Source organism: Pseudobacillus sp. FSL P4-0506 (genome assembly GCF_038003025.1).
GTDB lineage: Bacteria > Bacillota > Bacilli > Bacillales > Domibacillaceae > Pseudobacillus.
Genome location: NZ_JBBOOI010000001.1, coordinates 846,474 through 862,808 on the forward strand (window position 1 = coordinate 846,474; position 16,335 = coordinate 862,808).

Genomic DNA, 16,335 nt, shown 5'->3' on the forward strand with positions numbered 1-16,335 from the left:
GTATTACTTTGAAAAAGAAAAAAGCGATTGCTTTAGCTATATCATTAAGTTTATTATTCCCGGCTATCGCGCCTTTAAACCCGCAAGCGGCCATGAAGGATGAAATACAAGCAATGATTGACCAGGGAATTATGCAAGGTTATCAGGACGGGGATTTCAGACCGCATCAAAGCGTAACAAGGGCAGAGTTTGCGACATTTTTAACGAGAGCACTTGACTTGCCTTCAGGTCCATCGGTCTTTAAAGACGTATCGCCTTCATTAAAGCTTTCCGCTGGTATTAATGCGGCCGCAGCTGCGAAAATTGTCAACGGTGGATCAGATGGACGGTTCCATCCAGACGATTTAATTACAAGAAAAGACATGGCTTTAATGATCAGCAATGCGTTGGACTATTTAAAAATGGATGTGAAATACACGGCGGCCCCTTTTACCGATATTAAGGATTTAAGCTCCGCCCATAAAGTAGCAATTGGCAAAAACTATGTGTTGAATATTATTCGCGGCTATTCCGCGACCACGTTTAATCCTATGGAAAACGCGAGACGCGATCATGCGGCCGCCTTTATTTACCGCCTGTTAGAAGCAAAGAAAACATCGGGCAGCACGGAGCCGGATCCTTCACCGGAACCAACGCCACCGCCTGTTCCAACGCCTGACCCTCCGAAAGAAGAGCCAACACCATCCCCAACGGGAGCTTATCAGGTGGCGACCATTGATGCGAGCGGCAAGCTGACCTATGCTTCCGGTTCGTACAGCACCTTCGCTGCGGCTAAACAAGTGATGGAGCAACGGGGACAAGAGTTGGTCTTGAAGAATAAAAAAATCATCTATATGCCGACAAATGGCGGCATGGTGTTTGCTGGAAACAGCGGCGCAACCGTTAACCTGTACAGTGAACCAGGTTTCGTTACAGCTCGGTCTTATGCTGTCAAAGGAGCCGAACTAAAATATATTACTTCAACCGACAGCTATGTAAAAGCGTCGCTCGGAGGCAGAGACTATTACATGAAGCACAGCGATAGCACGCTTGTTCCTTTTGAAGGAGCATCGGGCCGCAGTTATTATCGGGTGAGCAATGGGGAATTGCAGCATTTTATGTATCAGCCTGGATCGAAAAGCCCTGTATCTTATGTGGCTGGAAAAGCACCGAGCTTCCTGAATGCCAATCAGAAATACTATAGCTGGGACAATGCCACTTTCTATAATGATCAAGGCCGGGTAGTCGGTACGGCTTATCAATATTTCCAATTTTTATCCGCCCGTACGACGACAAACTATACAGCTGCACAGCTTGATAGCTATATCAAAAAAGCTCTAGCAGAAAGACAAGCGACAGGGCTTGCCAAATATAAGGACGCAACGAAAAAGAGCAAATTAATCGGCCTTGGCGCTACGCTTAAGAAGGTAGAAGCCGAAAAACGTATCAATGCCTTGTTAGTCTTGGCAATGGCCATTCATGAAAGTGATTACGGCATGAGCCGACATGCACAAGTAAATAATAACTTGTTCGGCATTGCCGTCTACGACAGCAAGCCAGAAGAAGGAAAGTCGTTCCCATCTCCAGTAGCCAGTGTTAACCATTTAGCCGATGGCTATCTGAATGACCGCTATGTTGTGCCGAACCCTGTGGGAGCTTGGAAACAAAGTGTTTCCAACGGTGCGGCCGCCGGGAATAAAGGTGTCGGTATTAATGTGAAATATGCATCTGATATTGCATGGGGCGGAAAAGTTGCCGGCCACATGTATCGTATCGACCAAGCCTTAGGGAAAAAAGACTTCGGAAAATACCAAATTGGCTTAACGAATGTCGAAGGATTAAACGTTCGTTCTACTCCGAACGGTGCGATCCAATTCAAGTATAGAGAAGCTGGTATGCCGGTCGTTATGATCGGTGCTCCTGCTTCTGGATGGCAAAAGATCATTTCTGACGAATTGCGCTATAAAGAGGCTTATGTGTTCTCTCAATACGTGACGCCGCTGCCAATTGCCAAATAAATGACATCCCCCTCCATCACTTTGGAGGGGGATTTGTATGCCTAAAGCCTTGTGCATAAAAACAGGGGGCGCTCATCAAAGAAAGCCATCCGGAAATTACCGGATGGCTTTTCGTTTGCTTTTTATTAATTTTTGCAGAACAGGGCTCTTGTTACCGCCGAGCGCCTGCCACCTTTTCTCGTGGCGTTCAAGATCGTCTAACGTCAGCTGCTCATAATCATTGCCATCAAAGGTAAGATCACGATTGACCTGGTACCATAGATCTCCGTTAGGCCGAATCCATTTCGTGCCGAGTGATTCAATGCCAAGACGGATTTCACGGGCAGCGAGCAAGTATTTTTTATTGCCCGTCGCTTTATACGCGTCGATAAACATATTTGCTTCACCGAGTGCGTGATTAAGCGATGTATGGATAAATTGCTTGCCCTGGTGTGGCGAATAGTAATCAGCAGGCAAATAGCCTTCTGTAGTAGGAACAATATTCTTAATCGCAATTAAGTTCAACAAGTAATCCGCATAAGTTGGCAAAGCCTTCATTAGTTCTTTTTCATCAAATTCTTTGCCGATCCGGTATAAGTATAAAGAGATTAATTCATTATGACGTGTATCTACATAAGAAGAAGTAATATCGTACTTTTGTTTCAGCCAAGTGCTCGTGTATTCTGTTTTCCAGACTGAGCTTTTTTGCTCTTGGCGGTACTCGAGTAAATTAGCTGTTGATTGGACCATCAAATCATAAAAATAGCGATCCCCGAATTTAAAATAGCGATCAATCGCTTCTTTTTCAATTAGCGTACCGAGGTGGCGGCCATAGCCTTTTTTTGTAAAAGGCTCAATCGACCACGGGAGTTTTTTCATGGCCCCGTTGACGGTGAACCAGTTATTTACTTCTTTATAATGAACATGCTGGAAGTCAATCCAGCTGCTTAAGTGATCCCCGGCTTTAAATAAAGGTTCTTTCGCCAGTAAGAACCATTGCTCCGCCATTTGCTTCGGCGGTGCTTCCAGTGAAAAAGAGAAACCAGATGCATCATGCTGAAGGGCTTCTTTTTCGGCTGTCAGTTCCCGCACGACGCTTTGTTCCCCATTATCATACAACTGTGTTTTTGTCCTTGAATGATATTGTTTACTGACGACTGCCTCATATAAAAAGTCGCCATCCACCGAGTAACGAAGCAGGCCGGAAGGAGGGGTTGTCACATCGTTGCCGATCACTGGATCATGCTTTCGCGCTTTTATCTCCCGGTGCCAATTGATAAAGTAGTAATCGTCTGCTCGAGGGTCTTTCACCTTGGCCTCCAGGGAAAGCGGTGCGTTCGACATATTCCTCAGCTGCATCATTACGAAGCGATCCCCGTTGTTAAGCGTGCGCACCTTCACCTTTAACTGGCCGCGATCCCCCCAATTATAAGTGTAAAGCACATCTTTATAAAAAGAAGAGAGGCTGGATTCTTTCTTATTTTGCAGTGGTAAATGTTGAGCGAGAATGAGATTCAACTCGCCGAGCGGCACAGTCACCGTCGCTGCAGCCTGGCTGCTGTTGTCTTCTTCCGAGCAGCCTGCTAGCAGGAGAATGACGGCAAAGGCCGCCAACATCCAACCTTTCATTTTGTTCACCTGCCTTGTGCACGTGTTTTTCGCTTGAGAAGGTTCAGTAATTGATTAAATCCTTCCTTATAGAAGAGGAAGAGACCGACTATATAAAGTAGCACGCCGAGCGGAACGATAATAGCGAGCTGCCAGAGTGAATACAATTGGGAAATCGGCGTAAATATTTTTAATAGATATAGCGGAATGACCATGAAGGCTGTCACAATCAGTACGCGAACAACGAGACCGAGCAGCCGTGCTGCTTCATTTTTCTCAAAGTCTTTGTATACGAATATCGTACTGACAACTAAATAATAAATCGAGACAAACGATCCTGTCAGCGCCAGTCCAGGATAGCCGAAAGGACCGACGAACAGCCAGTTTAAAAGCGCGTTCAAAGCGATGGTCGTGACACTAATCCGGAAAACCACTTTTGTCTTCCCGCGTGCATACATTGATTTCGACACAATGTACTGAAGTCCTTGAGTAACAATGGTCGGCAAGTAGTACACGAGAGCGAGATACGTGTTATACGAATCCTGAGCGGTAAACTTTCCTCGCTCAAAGATGAAAGAAATGGCTTCCTGTCCGACTAAAAACAACCCGGCTGCGATAGGGGCTAAAGTGAGCAGGGAAACTTGCATGCCCATAAAAAAGGTATTTTGGAATTTTTTCTGCTCATCGACTTGTTCAGACAATAAGGTAAAAATAATAACCGCAATCGTTGTTCCGTAAATCGTGTGCGGAATGCTCGTAATCAGGGACGCGTTATTTAAATAAGTGGCTGCCCCGGGAATGGTACTAACAGCAAACGATTTATTGACAAACATATTAATCTGGCCAACTACTGAATTAAGCAAAGAAGGAACGAGCAATACGAGAAAAGCCCGCTGAAATTGCTCCTCGACTTTCAATGCAGGGTGCCAGCGCCAGCCTTTTTTCCAAAGGAAGAAGAGCTGAATGAGAATACCGAGAACTGTACCGAAAATAAATCCGTATGCCAGGCTGTTAATGCCCCACTGATCGGAAAAGAGCAAAGCAAAGATGGCGCCCATCAGTGTAGCGGACAGCTTGGAGATTTGGGAAGGCACAAAAATCCGCCGTCCTTGCAAATAAGAATCGAGAATTCCGTTGAGCGCGATCGCACTCATAAACAGGAAGAAGAAACGGGTAACCGAAATGGCAATTTCAGCTGTAGCCGGCGGCATTTTGCCATAGATGACCGGCACAAAGTAAGGGGCCAGCAGCCACCCGACAACAGAAATGACAAGGAAGAGCAGAACGGTCAAGTTCATGATCGCGTTTGCGTTTCGTTCTGTTTTCTCAGGCTCGTCCTTCCGGTTTTTGACATACATAGGCAAAAACACATTATTAAATCCGCCGGAAATCATAGCAATCACAAGCGTGATAAATGAAAATGCCAGCAAGTATCCATCTGTATAATGACTGGCTCCAAACTCCCTTGCAATAATACTCTCTCTCAAAAAGCCGGAAAGCTTGACAACAAGCGCAAGCAAACCAAGCCAGAGAGCCGTCTTTTTCAACGACACAAAACCCACCTCAATATAAAATAGGAATGAAAAACCCAATACTTAATAATACCGTAAATCAGCTGGGAAGTTAAGCGTCTGCTGTGATCATCAAGTAGATCGATTCGCTCATAATGAACAAAAGAATGCATCTTCATTCCTGGTGGCCGTTCATAAAAAAAGCCGCATGGCGCGGCGTTTCAGACTGCAGACAAACTCAATGAAATTCGAGAGTTTGTCTGCAGTCGTTTTTATTTTGCTTGTGAATCGGGCTGTTGGTTTTCGTTCCAGGCGCTTCGCTTTCCGCGGGGCAGGCGGTGAGCCTCCTCGCCGCGAAAGTGCCTGCGGGGTCTCACCTGTCCCGCTGATCCCGCAGGAGTCTTTGCGCCTTCCATTCCAACCAACAGGGTTTGGAACGATCTTATTCCGCTCCCCTTTTGTCGACAAACTAAAACGCCGCATGGCGCGGCGTTTTAGTTCATTTTCCACATAGAATAATTTAAGCTGAGGGCAAATGCGACCCAGGCGGCATAAGGGATCATTAAATTTCCGGCAGTGTGGTCCAATTGGTAAAACTCATAGGCGGTTAACGTGATCATCCCGAGGAGCAGTGCAATTTCTGCAAAAGCGGCCCCGCGCAGTTCCCATTTAAAGAACAAGAACGACCAGAGAAAGTTCAGACCGAGCTGGATATCGTAGGAGAGAAGACGCTCTTTCTGTTCTACCTTTGCTGACGCCCGGTAACGCGCAATGCCCATCGTTGTGTATAACCCTGTCCAGGCTGCTGGGAATACCCACGATGGAGGAGCAAAGCTTGGCTTTTTTAAGCTTTTATATTCTTTTTTGGCGTTTCTTGTCGCCAGAAAACCGACGATGGATCCGCCGACCACAGGCAATAGGACACTCGATGCTAGTTTTCCCACGTTCACTTTTCCGTCTACCTTTAACAATTCCATACAGTCCCTCCTACAGTTGTTACTCTATCTATTTCTTTCTTTTGGCCTGTTTAAACTTTTCTTTGGTTTCGTCTTTTTAATTGATATATAATGAACGATAGAGAAATATGCCGGTTAGGGGGGAAACGAGTGGAATTAAATAAAAGAATGTATGATTTCTTAACAGGAAAGGCGAAACAACTGACAGAAGAATGGTATGATTCGCTAGATAAAAGTGATCCATCCGGTGTGTACGCTTCCAATGACCCTGATGTGATTGCTGAGTTAAAGGAACAAAATTTTAAGTTCCATGGATATTTGTGCAATCTCCTCATTGAAGAGGAATCTGTTTTTTATAAGAAGTTTGATGACTGGATTTTTGAAGTATCCCGAAGCAAGGAACACCTCAATACACCGATTCACTTTATTATCCGCGAGTTTATGAGGGTGCGCCTTCTCTATATGGAATTTATCCATGAATTCGCCAGAAACAATGAGGATGTCAGCGATGAGCTTGTGGATCAGTGGAAGGATAAGTTCGTCAAAGCGTTTGATAACGTTATCCTCAAATTTACTGAAGAAACGTATATGTATCAATCAAAAATGCTTAAGGCTCAGCGAGAAATGATTAATGAACTTAGCTCGCCGGTCATTATGCTAAAAGGCGGAACAGCTCTGTTGCCGCTAGTCGGTGACATTGACACGCAACGAGCCAAGTTTATTTTAGAAAATACATTAAAGCAGTGTGCGAAGCTGCGAGTGAGTCACCTGCTGATTGATATCTCTGGTGTGGTCATGATCGACACGATGGTGGCTTACCAGCTGTTCCAATTGATTGAGGCCCTAAATTTGATTGGAGTCAAATCCACTCTATCTGGCATCCGTCCAGAAATTGCTCAGACAGCTGTCCAGCTGGGGCTTGATTTTGAGGCTATTCATACGGTTAGCACATTAGCACGAGCGATTAATTTTTAAACATCAGGCTCCGGAAGAGAGATCTTTCGGAGCTCTTTCTATAGGAAAAGAGTAAAAAACGATCATAAAAAGCGGGTCATCCCGCTGAAGGTTCAAAAGCTGGAAGCCTGGCTATACAACATGCTTCCTTTTTATTAGAAAAGGGACGAACTAAAGAAAACCCCCCGCGGCCAATCGGCGCGGGGGTTTCATTATTTTGCTCCAAGGTAAATTTGTTCATATTTTTCAGCAGCTGCAAGGTGCGAGTATTCAGCTTCAATCTTCGCACGGGCCCGTTCAGCGAGCTGTCGTCCTTTTTCTGGGTCATTCAGCAGCTCAACCATAGCAGCGGATAACTCTTCCACATTTTTTTCCTCGACGAGAAGGCCGTCCACGTTATGATCGACGATTTCCTTTAAGCCGCCGACAGCACAGGCGATAAGCGGCTGGCCGGAGCCCATGGCTTCCAGGGCGGAAATCGATGTAGCTTCTTCCACGCCGGCAGAGTGAACACTCGGCACTAAAATAACATCTGCCAGTGCGTAATACTCTTTAATGACATCATGCGGAATCGCTCCGAGCAATGTCACATTGTTTTCAATCTTTCTTTCAGCGATCAAGCGCTTCATTTCATCCATTGCTTCACCGGTTCCCGCGTAGATCAACTGGGCGTTCGGGTACTTCTCCAATACAGCCGGCAAGGAGAGAATCGGATAGATGACGCCGTTTTTCTTCGTTAATCGCCGCGGCACGAAAAAGACAGGAGCGTCGTCGGATACACCGTGCTTCTTGCGGTAGGCCGCTTTGTTTTCTGTGTCCGGGCGGAAGTCGTCTACATTAATGAAATTGCGGATGGCGGTACCCGTCACGCCCGCCTCCCGTTCTACATATTCTTTAATGCGCGTATCCACTGTAATGATCGCACGCGTACTGCGGTAAGCTTTTACTTCTTCTTCCATTAAAAAGCGTTCTTCCGGGCTATCCTTTAAAATGTTGCCGGCACTGAGTGCCTCATATGTTAGGTAGCCGTGTACTGTGGATACAACTGGAAGCCCGGCATCGAGCGCTGCGAATGTCGCATATACTTCCTGGGCGTTCACGATGTCGTAATTTTTGTGCTTCACTTGTTCCATCAGCTTTTGCAGCATTTTTTTCCGTGCCTTCAAGCCGTACACAAAGCCTTTTCCTTTAGATAGTTTATTCATTAAAAAGCCCGGGCCGCGCACCTTCGCTTTTTGTTCAAACTCGGGTATATCAGAAAAAGAAAGAATATCCACTTCATGGCCGCGCGCCTCTAACCCGGCTTTCAGCGTTGCCACGTGAACCGACAAGCCGCCTGTATGTGGATAATGGTAGACCGTCGCAAGCAAAATCTTCATCAAAAACCCTCGCTTCACATAAATTTTTTCTTTAATAGTTCAATATTTTCTAAGGCCTCTCTGCGCATTTCAGCTGCATTGCCGGCCACCACTTTACTGAGCTCACTGCGATTGGCAAGCACGTAACGGGCATTTTCTTTCATTTTTGCCGGATCAAATGCTTCTAAAGGGAAAGAATATTCCCACATGCCGGAGCGCTTTAAGAGGCTTTCCACTTTTTTATCGTAGCTGATGCCGATATGAGGCACATGGGAAAGCGCCGAGAAGATCAAGGAATGCAGGCGCAGGCCAATCGTCATTTCGCATTCGCCGATAAAATTCAAATACTGGTTCGGCGTAAAGTCTCCGCCGAGCAGGAAGCAGTCATCTGCCCGTGTCATCAGCTGCATGACGCGCTTGGACGCATCCACATCATGGTGGCCTTCCATCGGCACGAATACCGGGGTGATGCCTTCTGTCGCAATGAGTTCATCTAGCACTTCAGCGAGCTTGCCATAATAATCATCGTGTTCAAACCAAGGCCGTGTCGATACGGCTACAAGCTTTTCATGGCCCTTCAGCGGCAGGCTCTTCAAGCAAGAATCGTCCGGCTTCTTTTGGAAAGCAAAAACGATATCCGCTGTTACAACCGTTTCCGGCCGCTTCACACCGAGGTTATGCAAGTAATCTTTGGAGTACTGGTCGCGCACTGTCACGAAATCAGCACGGTTGGCGAACACTTTCATTAGAATTTTGCCCCATGTCGAAGTGACGGGTCCAATGCCCTGTGAAAAGAACATGACCTTCGCTCCGCACAGCTTTGCTAAAAAAGCGATAAGCAAATAATAAGGAAGCGGGCCGAACAAAAACTTCGTCGGATATGTATCCTGCAGCAAGCCGCCGCCGCCGCTGATCAATAGATCCGCTTGCCGCAGCGCCCGGATTTTTCCTTTGTTATCATGGCGCCAGCCGCGGTAGACGGTCTTGACATTGTGCTCTTTTGCCGTCTGCTCTGGCGACAAGGAAAACACAGTAATATCTATGTCTTTTATCTCATTTCGTAAATTATCTACAATCGCTTCCAGGATCGCTTCATCACCAGTATTGCCTAATCCATAAAATCCCGAAATCACAACCTTCAAACGGATGTCCTCCTTCAAATCAAATGCTTAAAAAGCTACAGATCATTCTATCATTGATAGCAAGGACATTCAATGAAATTAGTGCAAGCTGAAAGTGAATTTGCTATACTATTGGAAGCAATGAAATTCAATTATACTGGCATAGGATAGACGTTCAAAACGGCAGGAAAAGAAATTCAAGCAATTAGCGATGGCTGTAGGAATACAGGGGAACCATTCATAGTAATCCGCCCGTTTTGAACAACTTCTGTTAGAAAGGATTTTTTCACATGCAAAAAATTTGCGTCATTGGATTAGGATATATTGGTCTGCCGACAGCGGCTGTTTTTGCGCGTGCCGGTTTTTCGGTCGTAGGAGTAGACGTCAACAAACAAGTTGTTGAGCGTTTAAATAAAGGTGAGATTATTATTGAGGAGGTCGGCCTTCCAGAAGTGGTGAAAGAGGTAGTGGACTCCGGCAAGCTGCGTGCTTCTCTGGAACCGGAGGAAGCAGATGCCTTCATTATTTCTGTACCGACGCCGATTCATGAGGACTGCACGGCAAACGTGGACTATGTTCGGAGTGCGACAGAAGCCGTGGTTCCTTACTTGAAAAAAGGGAACGTCGTTATCGTCGAATCCACGATTCCGCCGCGCACCATGGATGATGTAGTAGCGCCGATCATCGAAGCGGCCGGTTTTAACCCGAAAGAAGATGTGGCGATTGCCCACTGTCCGGAACGCGTATTGCCGGGCCGTATTTTAATTGAGCTGGTGGAGAATACACGCATCGTCGGCGGCCTTACACCGGAAGCCGCAACAAAGGCAGCGAATGTGTACCGTCAAATCGTCACAGGCGATGTCATTGAAACAGAAGCGGTGACAGCGGAAATGTCAAAGCTGATGGAAAATACATTCCGTGATGTGAACATTGCGCTTGCTAATGAATTGGCGAAGATTTCGGCCCGCCTCGGTGTCGATGCCCATAAAGTCATTGAGCTTGCCAATAAGCATCCGCGCGTGAATATTCACCAGCCGGGACCAGGCGTCGGCGGCCACTGTCTTGCTGTTGACCCGTATTTTATCGTGGAAAAAGCACCAGAAGAAGCGCTGATGATCCAGCTTTCCCGCGATATTAATAATTCGATGCCGGACTTTGTGATCGAGCAGATCATCAAGCTGACATCTGAATTGAAGGAGCCAAAAATTGCGCTGTTCGGCTTAACGTACAAAGGCAATATTGATGATGTGCGCGAAAGCCCGGCGATCGAAATCGTGGAAAAAGTGCTGGCCAACCCGCGCTATGATGTGCGCGTTCATGATCCGCACGTTAGAGAAGAACAAGTGCCGTTCCCGCTCGTTTCCTTCGAAGAAGCGGTGAAAGGGGCGAATCTGCTCGTCGTATTAACGGATCACAATGAATTCAAACAGATGGACAAAAACGTCCTGCTGTCCGAAATGGAAACGGCGGTTGTCTTCGATACGAAGAACTGCACGAACCTGGAGCAGGAAGAAGGGCTTACGGTCTATCGCATCGGTGACGTGACTGGCCTGCAAGCCATTGCGGTTAAGCCAATCAATAGCTGAGGATGTCTGGAATGGAAAAAGAACAATATTTAGGCGTGTCTGTCTCGCCCTACACGTATGAGCAGATTATCGCTGATTTGAAAAAGAGAATAGCCAACGGGGAGCAGTCTACGGTCATTGCGGTAAATCCAGAAAAGGTGATGACCGCCGGCCGCGACCCGCTCGTTAAAGAATTGATTAACAATTCCACCTACCAGATTGCTGACGGGATCGGCATGATCATCGCTTCCAAGCTGAAAAAGGGCCAGCTGCGTGAGCGGGTGACTGGTGTGGATATGATGGGGCGCCTTCTCCAATTTGCCGCCGATGAAGGGCATAGTGTCTTTTTTTACGGGGCAAAGGAAGAGGTCGTTCGGACAGCGAAAGAAAAGCTGGAAGAGAAAATTCCTTCCTTGCGTGTAGCTGGCTATGCCAATGGCTACGTACAGGACCAGGAAGCTCTCGTGAAGCAAATCCGTGAATCCGGCGCAGCTCTGTTATTCGTTGCACTCGGCAGTCCGCGCCAGGAGCTATGGATTAAAGAGAACATGCCGAAGCTGCCAAACGTGAAGGTCTTCCAGGGCGTCGGCGGCAGCTTCGATGTCTATTCCGGCAAGGTCAAGCGGGCACCGGCTTTTTACCGTAAATTTGGCCTGGAGTGGCTGTATCGTCTCATGAAAGAGCCGAAGCGGCTCAAGCGTCAAATGGCGCTGCCGCAGTTTTTGCTCAAAATTTTATTTCAAAAATAATACAAAGTGCCCGGCATCTCTCCAGAGGCCAGGCACTTTTTTTAAGGAGGCATGTCATGAAAGTACTCCATCTTATTACAGGAGCCGAAACAGGCGGCTCGCGCAAGCATGTCATTACGCTGCTGGAGCAATTCGCTCAAGAGGAAGCGGTTCTGGCGCTCATGCAGGAGGGCTCGTTTGCGGAGGAGGCGAGAGCGAAGGGCATCCGTACGGAAGTGTTTACCCAGAGCTCTCGTTACGATCTCTCCATTTTGAAAAAGCTCGTCCACTTCATTCAATCAGAGAAGTTCACAATTTTACATACACACGGCCCACGCGCCAACCTGTTCGGCATTTACTTAAAAAAGAAAACCGGCATCCGCTGGGTGACGACCGTCCATAGCGACCCGTCCCTTGATTTTGTGAAGTCCGGAGTAAAGGGGAAGGTTTTCACAGCGCTCAGCATGTATGCGGTCAAGAGAATGGACAGCTACTTTGCCGTATCCGAGCGATTTAAGCAGAACCTGATGAAGCTGGGCATCGACGGTCATAAAATCCACACCGTTTACAATGGCATCCATTTTACGAAAGAAACGGCCCCGCCGCTTCCGCGTACCGAATGGGGGCTGACCGATGAAGACTTCGTCATGACAATGGTTGCCCGCCTTCACCCGATCAAGGGCCACACCGTTGTCTTTGACGCAATGCAGAAGATGGAAGCAGACAAGCGCCCGCACCTGCTGCTCGTAGGGGACGGACCGATCAAACAAGAACTGGAGCAGGAAGTGGAGAAGCGACAGCTGAATAGCCATGTCCACTTTCTCGGCTTTCGTTCCGACGTGGATCAAATCTACGCCGCCTCCAACCTGGCGCTGCTTGCTTCCTACAGTGAAAGCTTTCCGCTCGCTCTTCTGGAAGCAGCCAATCAGCACGTGCCGATTGTGACGACGGATGTCGGTGGGGTGAAAGAACTAGTTGAGGAAGGGAAGACGGGCTGGATCGTGCCGGTAGAGGACCCATCGGCCTATGCCGAGGCCCTGGGCCAGGCAATGAGCCGCCAGGAGGAAGGACAGCTCGCGGCAATGGGTGAAATATTATATCAATATGCGTCCCGCCATTACTCCTTAGAGCAGCTTGAACAGCAAACCCGGGCATTGTATACAAAGCTAGCAGCCCAGCAAAAGTGAAATAAACGTAACCTGAAAGACATCCTTTCAGGTTTTTTTCTGTGATTTTTTAAGAAAGATAGCGCCAAAAAAACGCTTTCCTTTCCAAGTTTTCTACAACTGTAACAGAAAAGAGACAAAATTATTGGTAAAAATCCTTTCAATTTCCTGCTTAATTGGTATATAATGAGAAAGCTATGGTTTTTCATACCACAAATTATAATTTTATCTACAAGAATCGCCAAAAACAGGCGAGTTATTTTCATATTTATATCAAATGTAACAATTTTATTAAAATATGGAAATAGCAAAAAAACGGTTGAAAAACAACAGCACTTTGGTAGAATAGATTTTGAGTTTAAATCTTCCAACCAATACAAACATTACGTAAATTACGTAATATTGTTAAGTTGGGACTAAAGATTTCTCGACATCAACCGATGTAATGAACAACTGGTTTTATGGCTAGTTGGTTTCATAAATTTAAAGAATACTTTACAAAACAGGAGGAACTATTACATGGCTTACCAACCAAAGTCTTATCGTAAATTTGTTGCTACTGCGGCGACAGCTACTATGGTAGCATCTGCAGTAACACCTGCGTTTGCAGCACAAGATTTCACTGATGTAGGTTTACGTTACAAAGAAGCAGTGGACTACTTAGTGAAAAATAACCTTACAAAAGGTATTAACGAAACACAATTCGGTGTTGATCAACAAATCAAGCGTGTTGACTTCGCAATCATTTTAGCGAAAGCAGTTCTTACACAACAACAAATTGATAATGCAAAAGCTTCTAACTTCACAGACGTGCCAAGTCGTGGTGTGAAAGAAGTAAATGCTCTTAAAGAAGCTGGTATTGTTAATGGTAAAACTGACACTCGCTTTGGAGCAAACGACGAAATCACCCGTGGTGAAGCAGCGTTAATGTTTGCGAATGCTTACAAAATTAAAGGCGATGCTAAGAACGTTAATTTCACAGATGTATCTGACCGATACAAAGATGCGGTAGCAGCGCTTGTAGATAAAAAAATCACTTCTGGTAAAACAGATTCTAAATTCGGCACGCAAGATCCGATCAAGCGCGGTGAATTTGCAATCTTCCTTTACAAATTAGAAACAATGGATGAAACACCTCAACCAGGTGTGGCAAAAGTTGAAGCAATCAACGACACAAAACTTGAAGTAACATTTGCAAAAGCAGTTGATGAAGATCTTGCAACGGAAATCGAAAAAAGCGGCGAACGCTTTGTTGTATTCCATGGCGGACAAACAGCAAACAGTGCGGATGTTATCAAATCAAGCACAATCAGCTTTAATGCTGACCGCACAAAAGCAGATGTTATTTTGGCTGAGACTTATGACAAGGAGCCAACAACACGCCAACTTGAGGCAGATGTATCTTACACAGTTGCTTTGATGGATGGAGATGACAACACGGTTTCTTCAATCGTGCAAAAATTCGGTCCTCAAGTACTTAAAAAAGGTGCGGAAGCTCCTGATTTCTCAGTAAATGCTGATCAAGATAAAATTGTTCTTGATTTCAAAACAAAAATGGCTGATTCAGCTCAAACGGTTGGAAACTATACAGTATATGAAAATGACAAAGAAATCGGTGCTCTTTCCGAGTTTGTAGAAGCTGGTAACGGTAAATGGGTAGATGCAACTGAGAAAAAATCAGTTGAGTTCAAGCTTGCTAAGGACAAAGGTCTTTTAGCAGGTAAGACATATAAAATTAAAGTAGCTGAAGCTGTTGAAACTGATGCTGGAAAAACACTTTCTGACAGCCAACGGACAATCACTGTTAAAACACCTTCTATCACAGCAGCACAACCTGTTGCAAAAGTGGCACGTGTAGTTGATAATACAATCGTTGTTACTTTTGATAAGGACTTAGCAGCAGATAATCACTTTAATGCAAAACAAATTACAGTGAAGAAACCAAGTGGACAAACTGTAGAGGTAACTGGTGTAGCAGCTGGTACTAATGCTAAAGAAATTGTTCTTAGCTTTGCTGACAATGCTTTAGACACTGACTTAACGTATACAATTGACCTTCCGGCTAATGGAGTAGAGAATGCTTACTTCGCTAACGCTTCTAACAAAGAGGTAACAGGTCTTAAAGCGCAAGCTCAAAAAGACATTGAAGTAACATCAGTATCTGCTAAGTTGCAACAACAAGTAGATAACAAAGCCCAAGCAGATCTTCTTTTAACATTTAACCAACGCGTAGATGTTGAGAAGTTAAATGAAGCAACAGGTGATCAAATCGTTATTAAAGACGGTGGCGATACTTATGCAATCACTGGAGCTTTAGAGGCAGAAATTTACCCTGGAGATACTTCCGGTAAAACAGTAATTATTAAGGATGTAAAATCTAAATTTGCAATCACTGGTGGCGATGCATTCACTCCTGAAGATGGTGCAACATACACGGTTGAATTAGCTGCTGGCGTTGTTAAAACAGATGCTGGTGCAAATGCTAAAACAAATCAAGAGAAACTTAAAGCTACTGTTGGTGGTGTAAGTATTTCTGCACCTGAATTTGATAAAATCCGTATGAATTCTGCTGATGAAATTGTTGTCGAGTTCAAAGAAGATATTAATGCAAGCAACTTAAGAGCATCTGACATCAAAGTAAAAGGCTTTGAATTATATGACAATGGTAACTTTGCAACTAATGCAACGTTACAAGGCGATTCACAAGTTAAATTCAGCGTAAGTGGAAATAAATTAACACTTAAACCGGCTAGCAGCAAAGTGAAATTTGCAACAGGTGCTGTTGATGACTTAGTAACAATTGCTGCAGACTCTATTAAAGGCAAAGTAAGCAATGTTGAAAATACTGAACTTTTATCTACAAGCTTAGAAGACAAAGATATTATTGATCGTGCAAACCCAGTAATTATTGGTGCTCAAAAAGCAGCTGCTGACGGTTTAAATGTTACGTTTAGTGAAGCTGTTGTCTTCAAAGGGGACGACGCAGTGAAACAAGCTGCACAATTCACTGTAGCTAACGCAAGCAAAGCTGCTTACGGAAAATCAGTTTCAGGTGCAGGTACTGAGGTAATTGAAGTAACATTTAATGAAGCTGATACTTTCAAAACAGACTTAGATCTTTCTAAAGTAAAAGTAAATTACACTAAAAACACAAATGTCCTTGTTCAAGATGACAAAGGAAATGAAGCAGTAACACAAACAATTACTGGTGTTAAAAAAGCTGAGTAATAAAAATAAACGAAACGTTATTTGATAAGCAGATTATTATCTGTGAAACGAATGGAAGAGAGCTGCCTTAATTGGCAGCTTTTTCTAACTATTATATGTATTTGAACGGTGTAATTCCGTCCCATGATAACAATCAACTTCATGTGCCTAATCCTCCTGCATCC

Annotated in this window: 12 protein-coding genes; 7 read left to right on the forward strand and 5 right to left on the reverse strand. The window is 45.2% G+C overall.

The features are described 5' to 3' along the window. The first annotated feature begins 8 nt into the window (after positions 1-8). On the forward strand, positions 9-1,997 hold the full coding sequence (locus tag MKZ02_RS04200; RefSeq protein WP_340852024.1) for an S-layer homology domain-containing protein: 1,989 nt from the start codon (positions 9-11) through the stop codon (positions 1,995-1,997). Positions 1,998-2,093: 96 nt separating this feature from the next. Here MKZ02_RS04200 and MKZ02_RS04205 read toward each other — a convergent pair whose 3' ends face one another. Both MKZ02_RS04205 and murJ read right to left on the reverse strand, forming a co-directional pair. Continuing rightward, entirely contained in the window at positions 2,094-3,605 is a 1,512-nt protein-coding gene (locus tag MKZ02_RS04205) for a hypothetical protein (RefSeq protein ID WP_340852026.1), read from the reverse strand. A gap of 5 nt (positions 3,606-3,610) precedes the next feature. Then, positions 3,611-5,137: a murein biosynthesis integral membrane protein MurJ gene (murJ, locus tag MKZ02_RS04210; RefSeq protein ID WP_340852028.1), complete on the reverse strand. Its 1,527-nt coding sequence runs from the start codon at positions 5,135-5,137 to the stop codon at positions 3,611-3,613. 199 nt (positions 5,138-5,336) lie between these two features. On the opposite strand from murJ, the gene MKZ02_RS04215 reads away from it, so the two are divergent. After that, positions 5,337-5,609, forward strand: a complete 273-nt coding sequence (locus tag MKZ02_RS04215; RefSeq protein WP_340852029.1) for a hypothetical protein — start codon at positions 5,337-5,339, stop codon at positions 5,607-5,609. On the opposite strand, the gene MKZ02_RS04220 is transcribed toward MKZ02_RS04215, so the two are convergent. Further along, complete coding sequence (locus MKZ02_RS04220) at positions 5,590-6,072, reverse strand: TspO/MBR family protein (protein WP_340852031.1); 483 nt, start codon at positions 6,070-6,072, stop codon at positions 5,590-5,592. The two genes, MKZ02_RS04215 and MKZ02_RS04220, sit on opposite strands and share 20 nt — an antisense overlap. Positions 6,073-6,201: 129 nt before the next feature. Between MKZ02_RS04220 and MKZ02_RS04225 the strand changes: the two genes are divergently transcribed. Continuing rightward, positions 6,202-7,026, forward strand: a complete 825-nt coding sequence (locus tag MKZ02_RS04225) for an STAS domain-containing protein (RefSeq protein WP_182917034.1) — start codon at positions 6,202-6,204, stop codon at positions 7,024-7,026. A 191-nt stretch (positions 7,027-7,217) separates the two neighbouring features. Here the strand turns inward: MKZ02_RS04225 and MKZ02_RS04230 are convergent, their stop codons facing one another. Both MKZ02_RS04230 and csaB read right to left on the reverse strand, forming a co-directional pair. Further along, entirely contained in the window at positions 7,218-8,384 is a 1,167-nt protein-coding gene (locus tag MKZ02_RS04230) for a glycosyltransferase family 4 protein (protein WP_340852032.1), read from the reverse strand. 14 nt (positions 8,385-8,398) lie between these two features. Next, positions 8,399-9,505, reverse strand: coding sequence for a polysaccharide pyruvyl transferase CsaB (csaB, locus tag MKZ02_RS04235; protein ID WP_340852033.1), 1,107 nt, complete (start codon positions 9,503-9,505; stop codon positions 8,399-8,401). A gap of 269 nt (positions 9,506-9,774) precedes the next feature. On the opposite strand from csaB, the gene MKZ02_RS04240 reads away from it, so the two are divergent. From MKZ02_RS04240 to MKZ02_RS04255, 4 genes are all read left to right on the forward strand, one after another. Further along, entirely contained in the window at positions 9,775-11,070 is a 1,296-nt protein-coding gene (locus tag MKZ02_RS04240; RefSeq protein WP_120035216.1) for a nucleotide sugar dehydrogenase, read from the forward strand. A gap of 11 nt (positions 11,071-11,081) precedes the next feature. Further along, the gene (locus MKZ02_RS04245) at positions 11,082-11,798 is read left to right on the forward strand and encodes a WecB/TagA/CpsF family glycosyltransferase (RefSeq protein ID WP_340852034.1); all 717 of its coding nucleotides are present in this window, start codon (positions 11,082-11,084) and stop codon (positions 11,796-11,798) included. Between the two features lie 56 nt (positions 11,799-11,854). Next, positions 11,855-12,964: a glycosyltransferase family 4 protein gene (locus tag MKZ02_RS04250; RefSeq protein WP_340852036.1), complete on the forward strand. Its 1,110-nt coding sequence runs from the start codon at positions 11,855-11,857 to the stop codon at positions 12,962-12,964. A 498-nt stretch (positions 12,965-13,462) separates the two neighbouring features. Beyond that, the gene (locus MKZ02_RS04255; protein ID WP_340852038.1) at positions 13,463-16,171 is read left to right on the forward strand and encodes an S-layer homology domain-containing protein; all 2,709 of its coding nucleotides are present in this window, start codon (positions 13,463-13,465) and stop codon (positions 16,169-16,171) included. Positions 16,172-16,335 lie beyond the last annotated feature (164 nt).

Bases quoted from the DNA above. Each gene is read 5' to 3' on its own strand.
- MKZ02_RS04215 (WP_340852029.1), top strand. From the start codon at position 5,337: ATGAAATTCGAGAGTTTGTCTGCAGTCGTTTTTATTTTGCTTGTGAAT.
- MKZ02_RS04240 (WP_120035216.1), top strand. From the start codon at position 9,775: ATGCAAAAAATTTGCGTCATTGGATTAGGATATATTGGTCTGCCGACA.
- MKZ02_RS04205 (WP_340852026.1), bottom strand. From the start codon at position 3,605: ATGAAAGGTTGGATGTTGGCGGCCTTTGCCGTCATTCTCCTGCTAGCA.
- MKZ02_RS04220 (WP_340852031.1), bottom strand. From the start codon at position 6,072: ATGGAATTGTTAAAGGTAGACGGAAAAGTGAACGTGGGAAAACTAGCA.
- MKZ02_RS04245 (WP_340852034.1), top strand. From the start codon at position 11,082: ATGGAAAAAGAACAATATTTAGGCGTGTCTGTCTCGCCCTACACGTAT.
- MKZ02_RS04230 (WP_340852032.1), bottom strand. From the start codon at position 8,384: ATGAAGATTTTGCTTGCGACGGTCTACCATTATCCACATACAGGCGGC.
- MKZ02_RS04255 (WP_340852038.1), top strand. From the start codon at position 13,463: ATGGCTTACCAACCAAAGTCTTATCGTAAATTTGTTGCTACTGCGGCG.
- MKZ02_RS04250 (WP_340852036.1), top strand. From the start codon at position 11,855: ATGAAAGTACTCCATCTTATTACAGGAGCCGAAACAGGCGGCTCGCGC.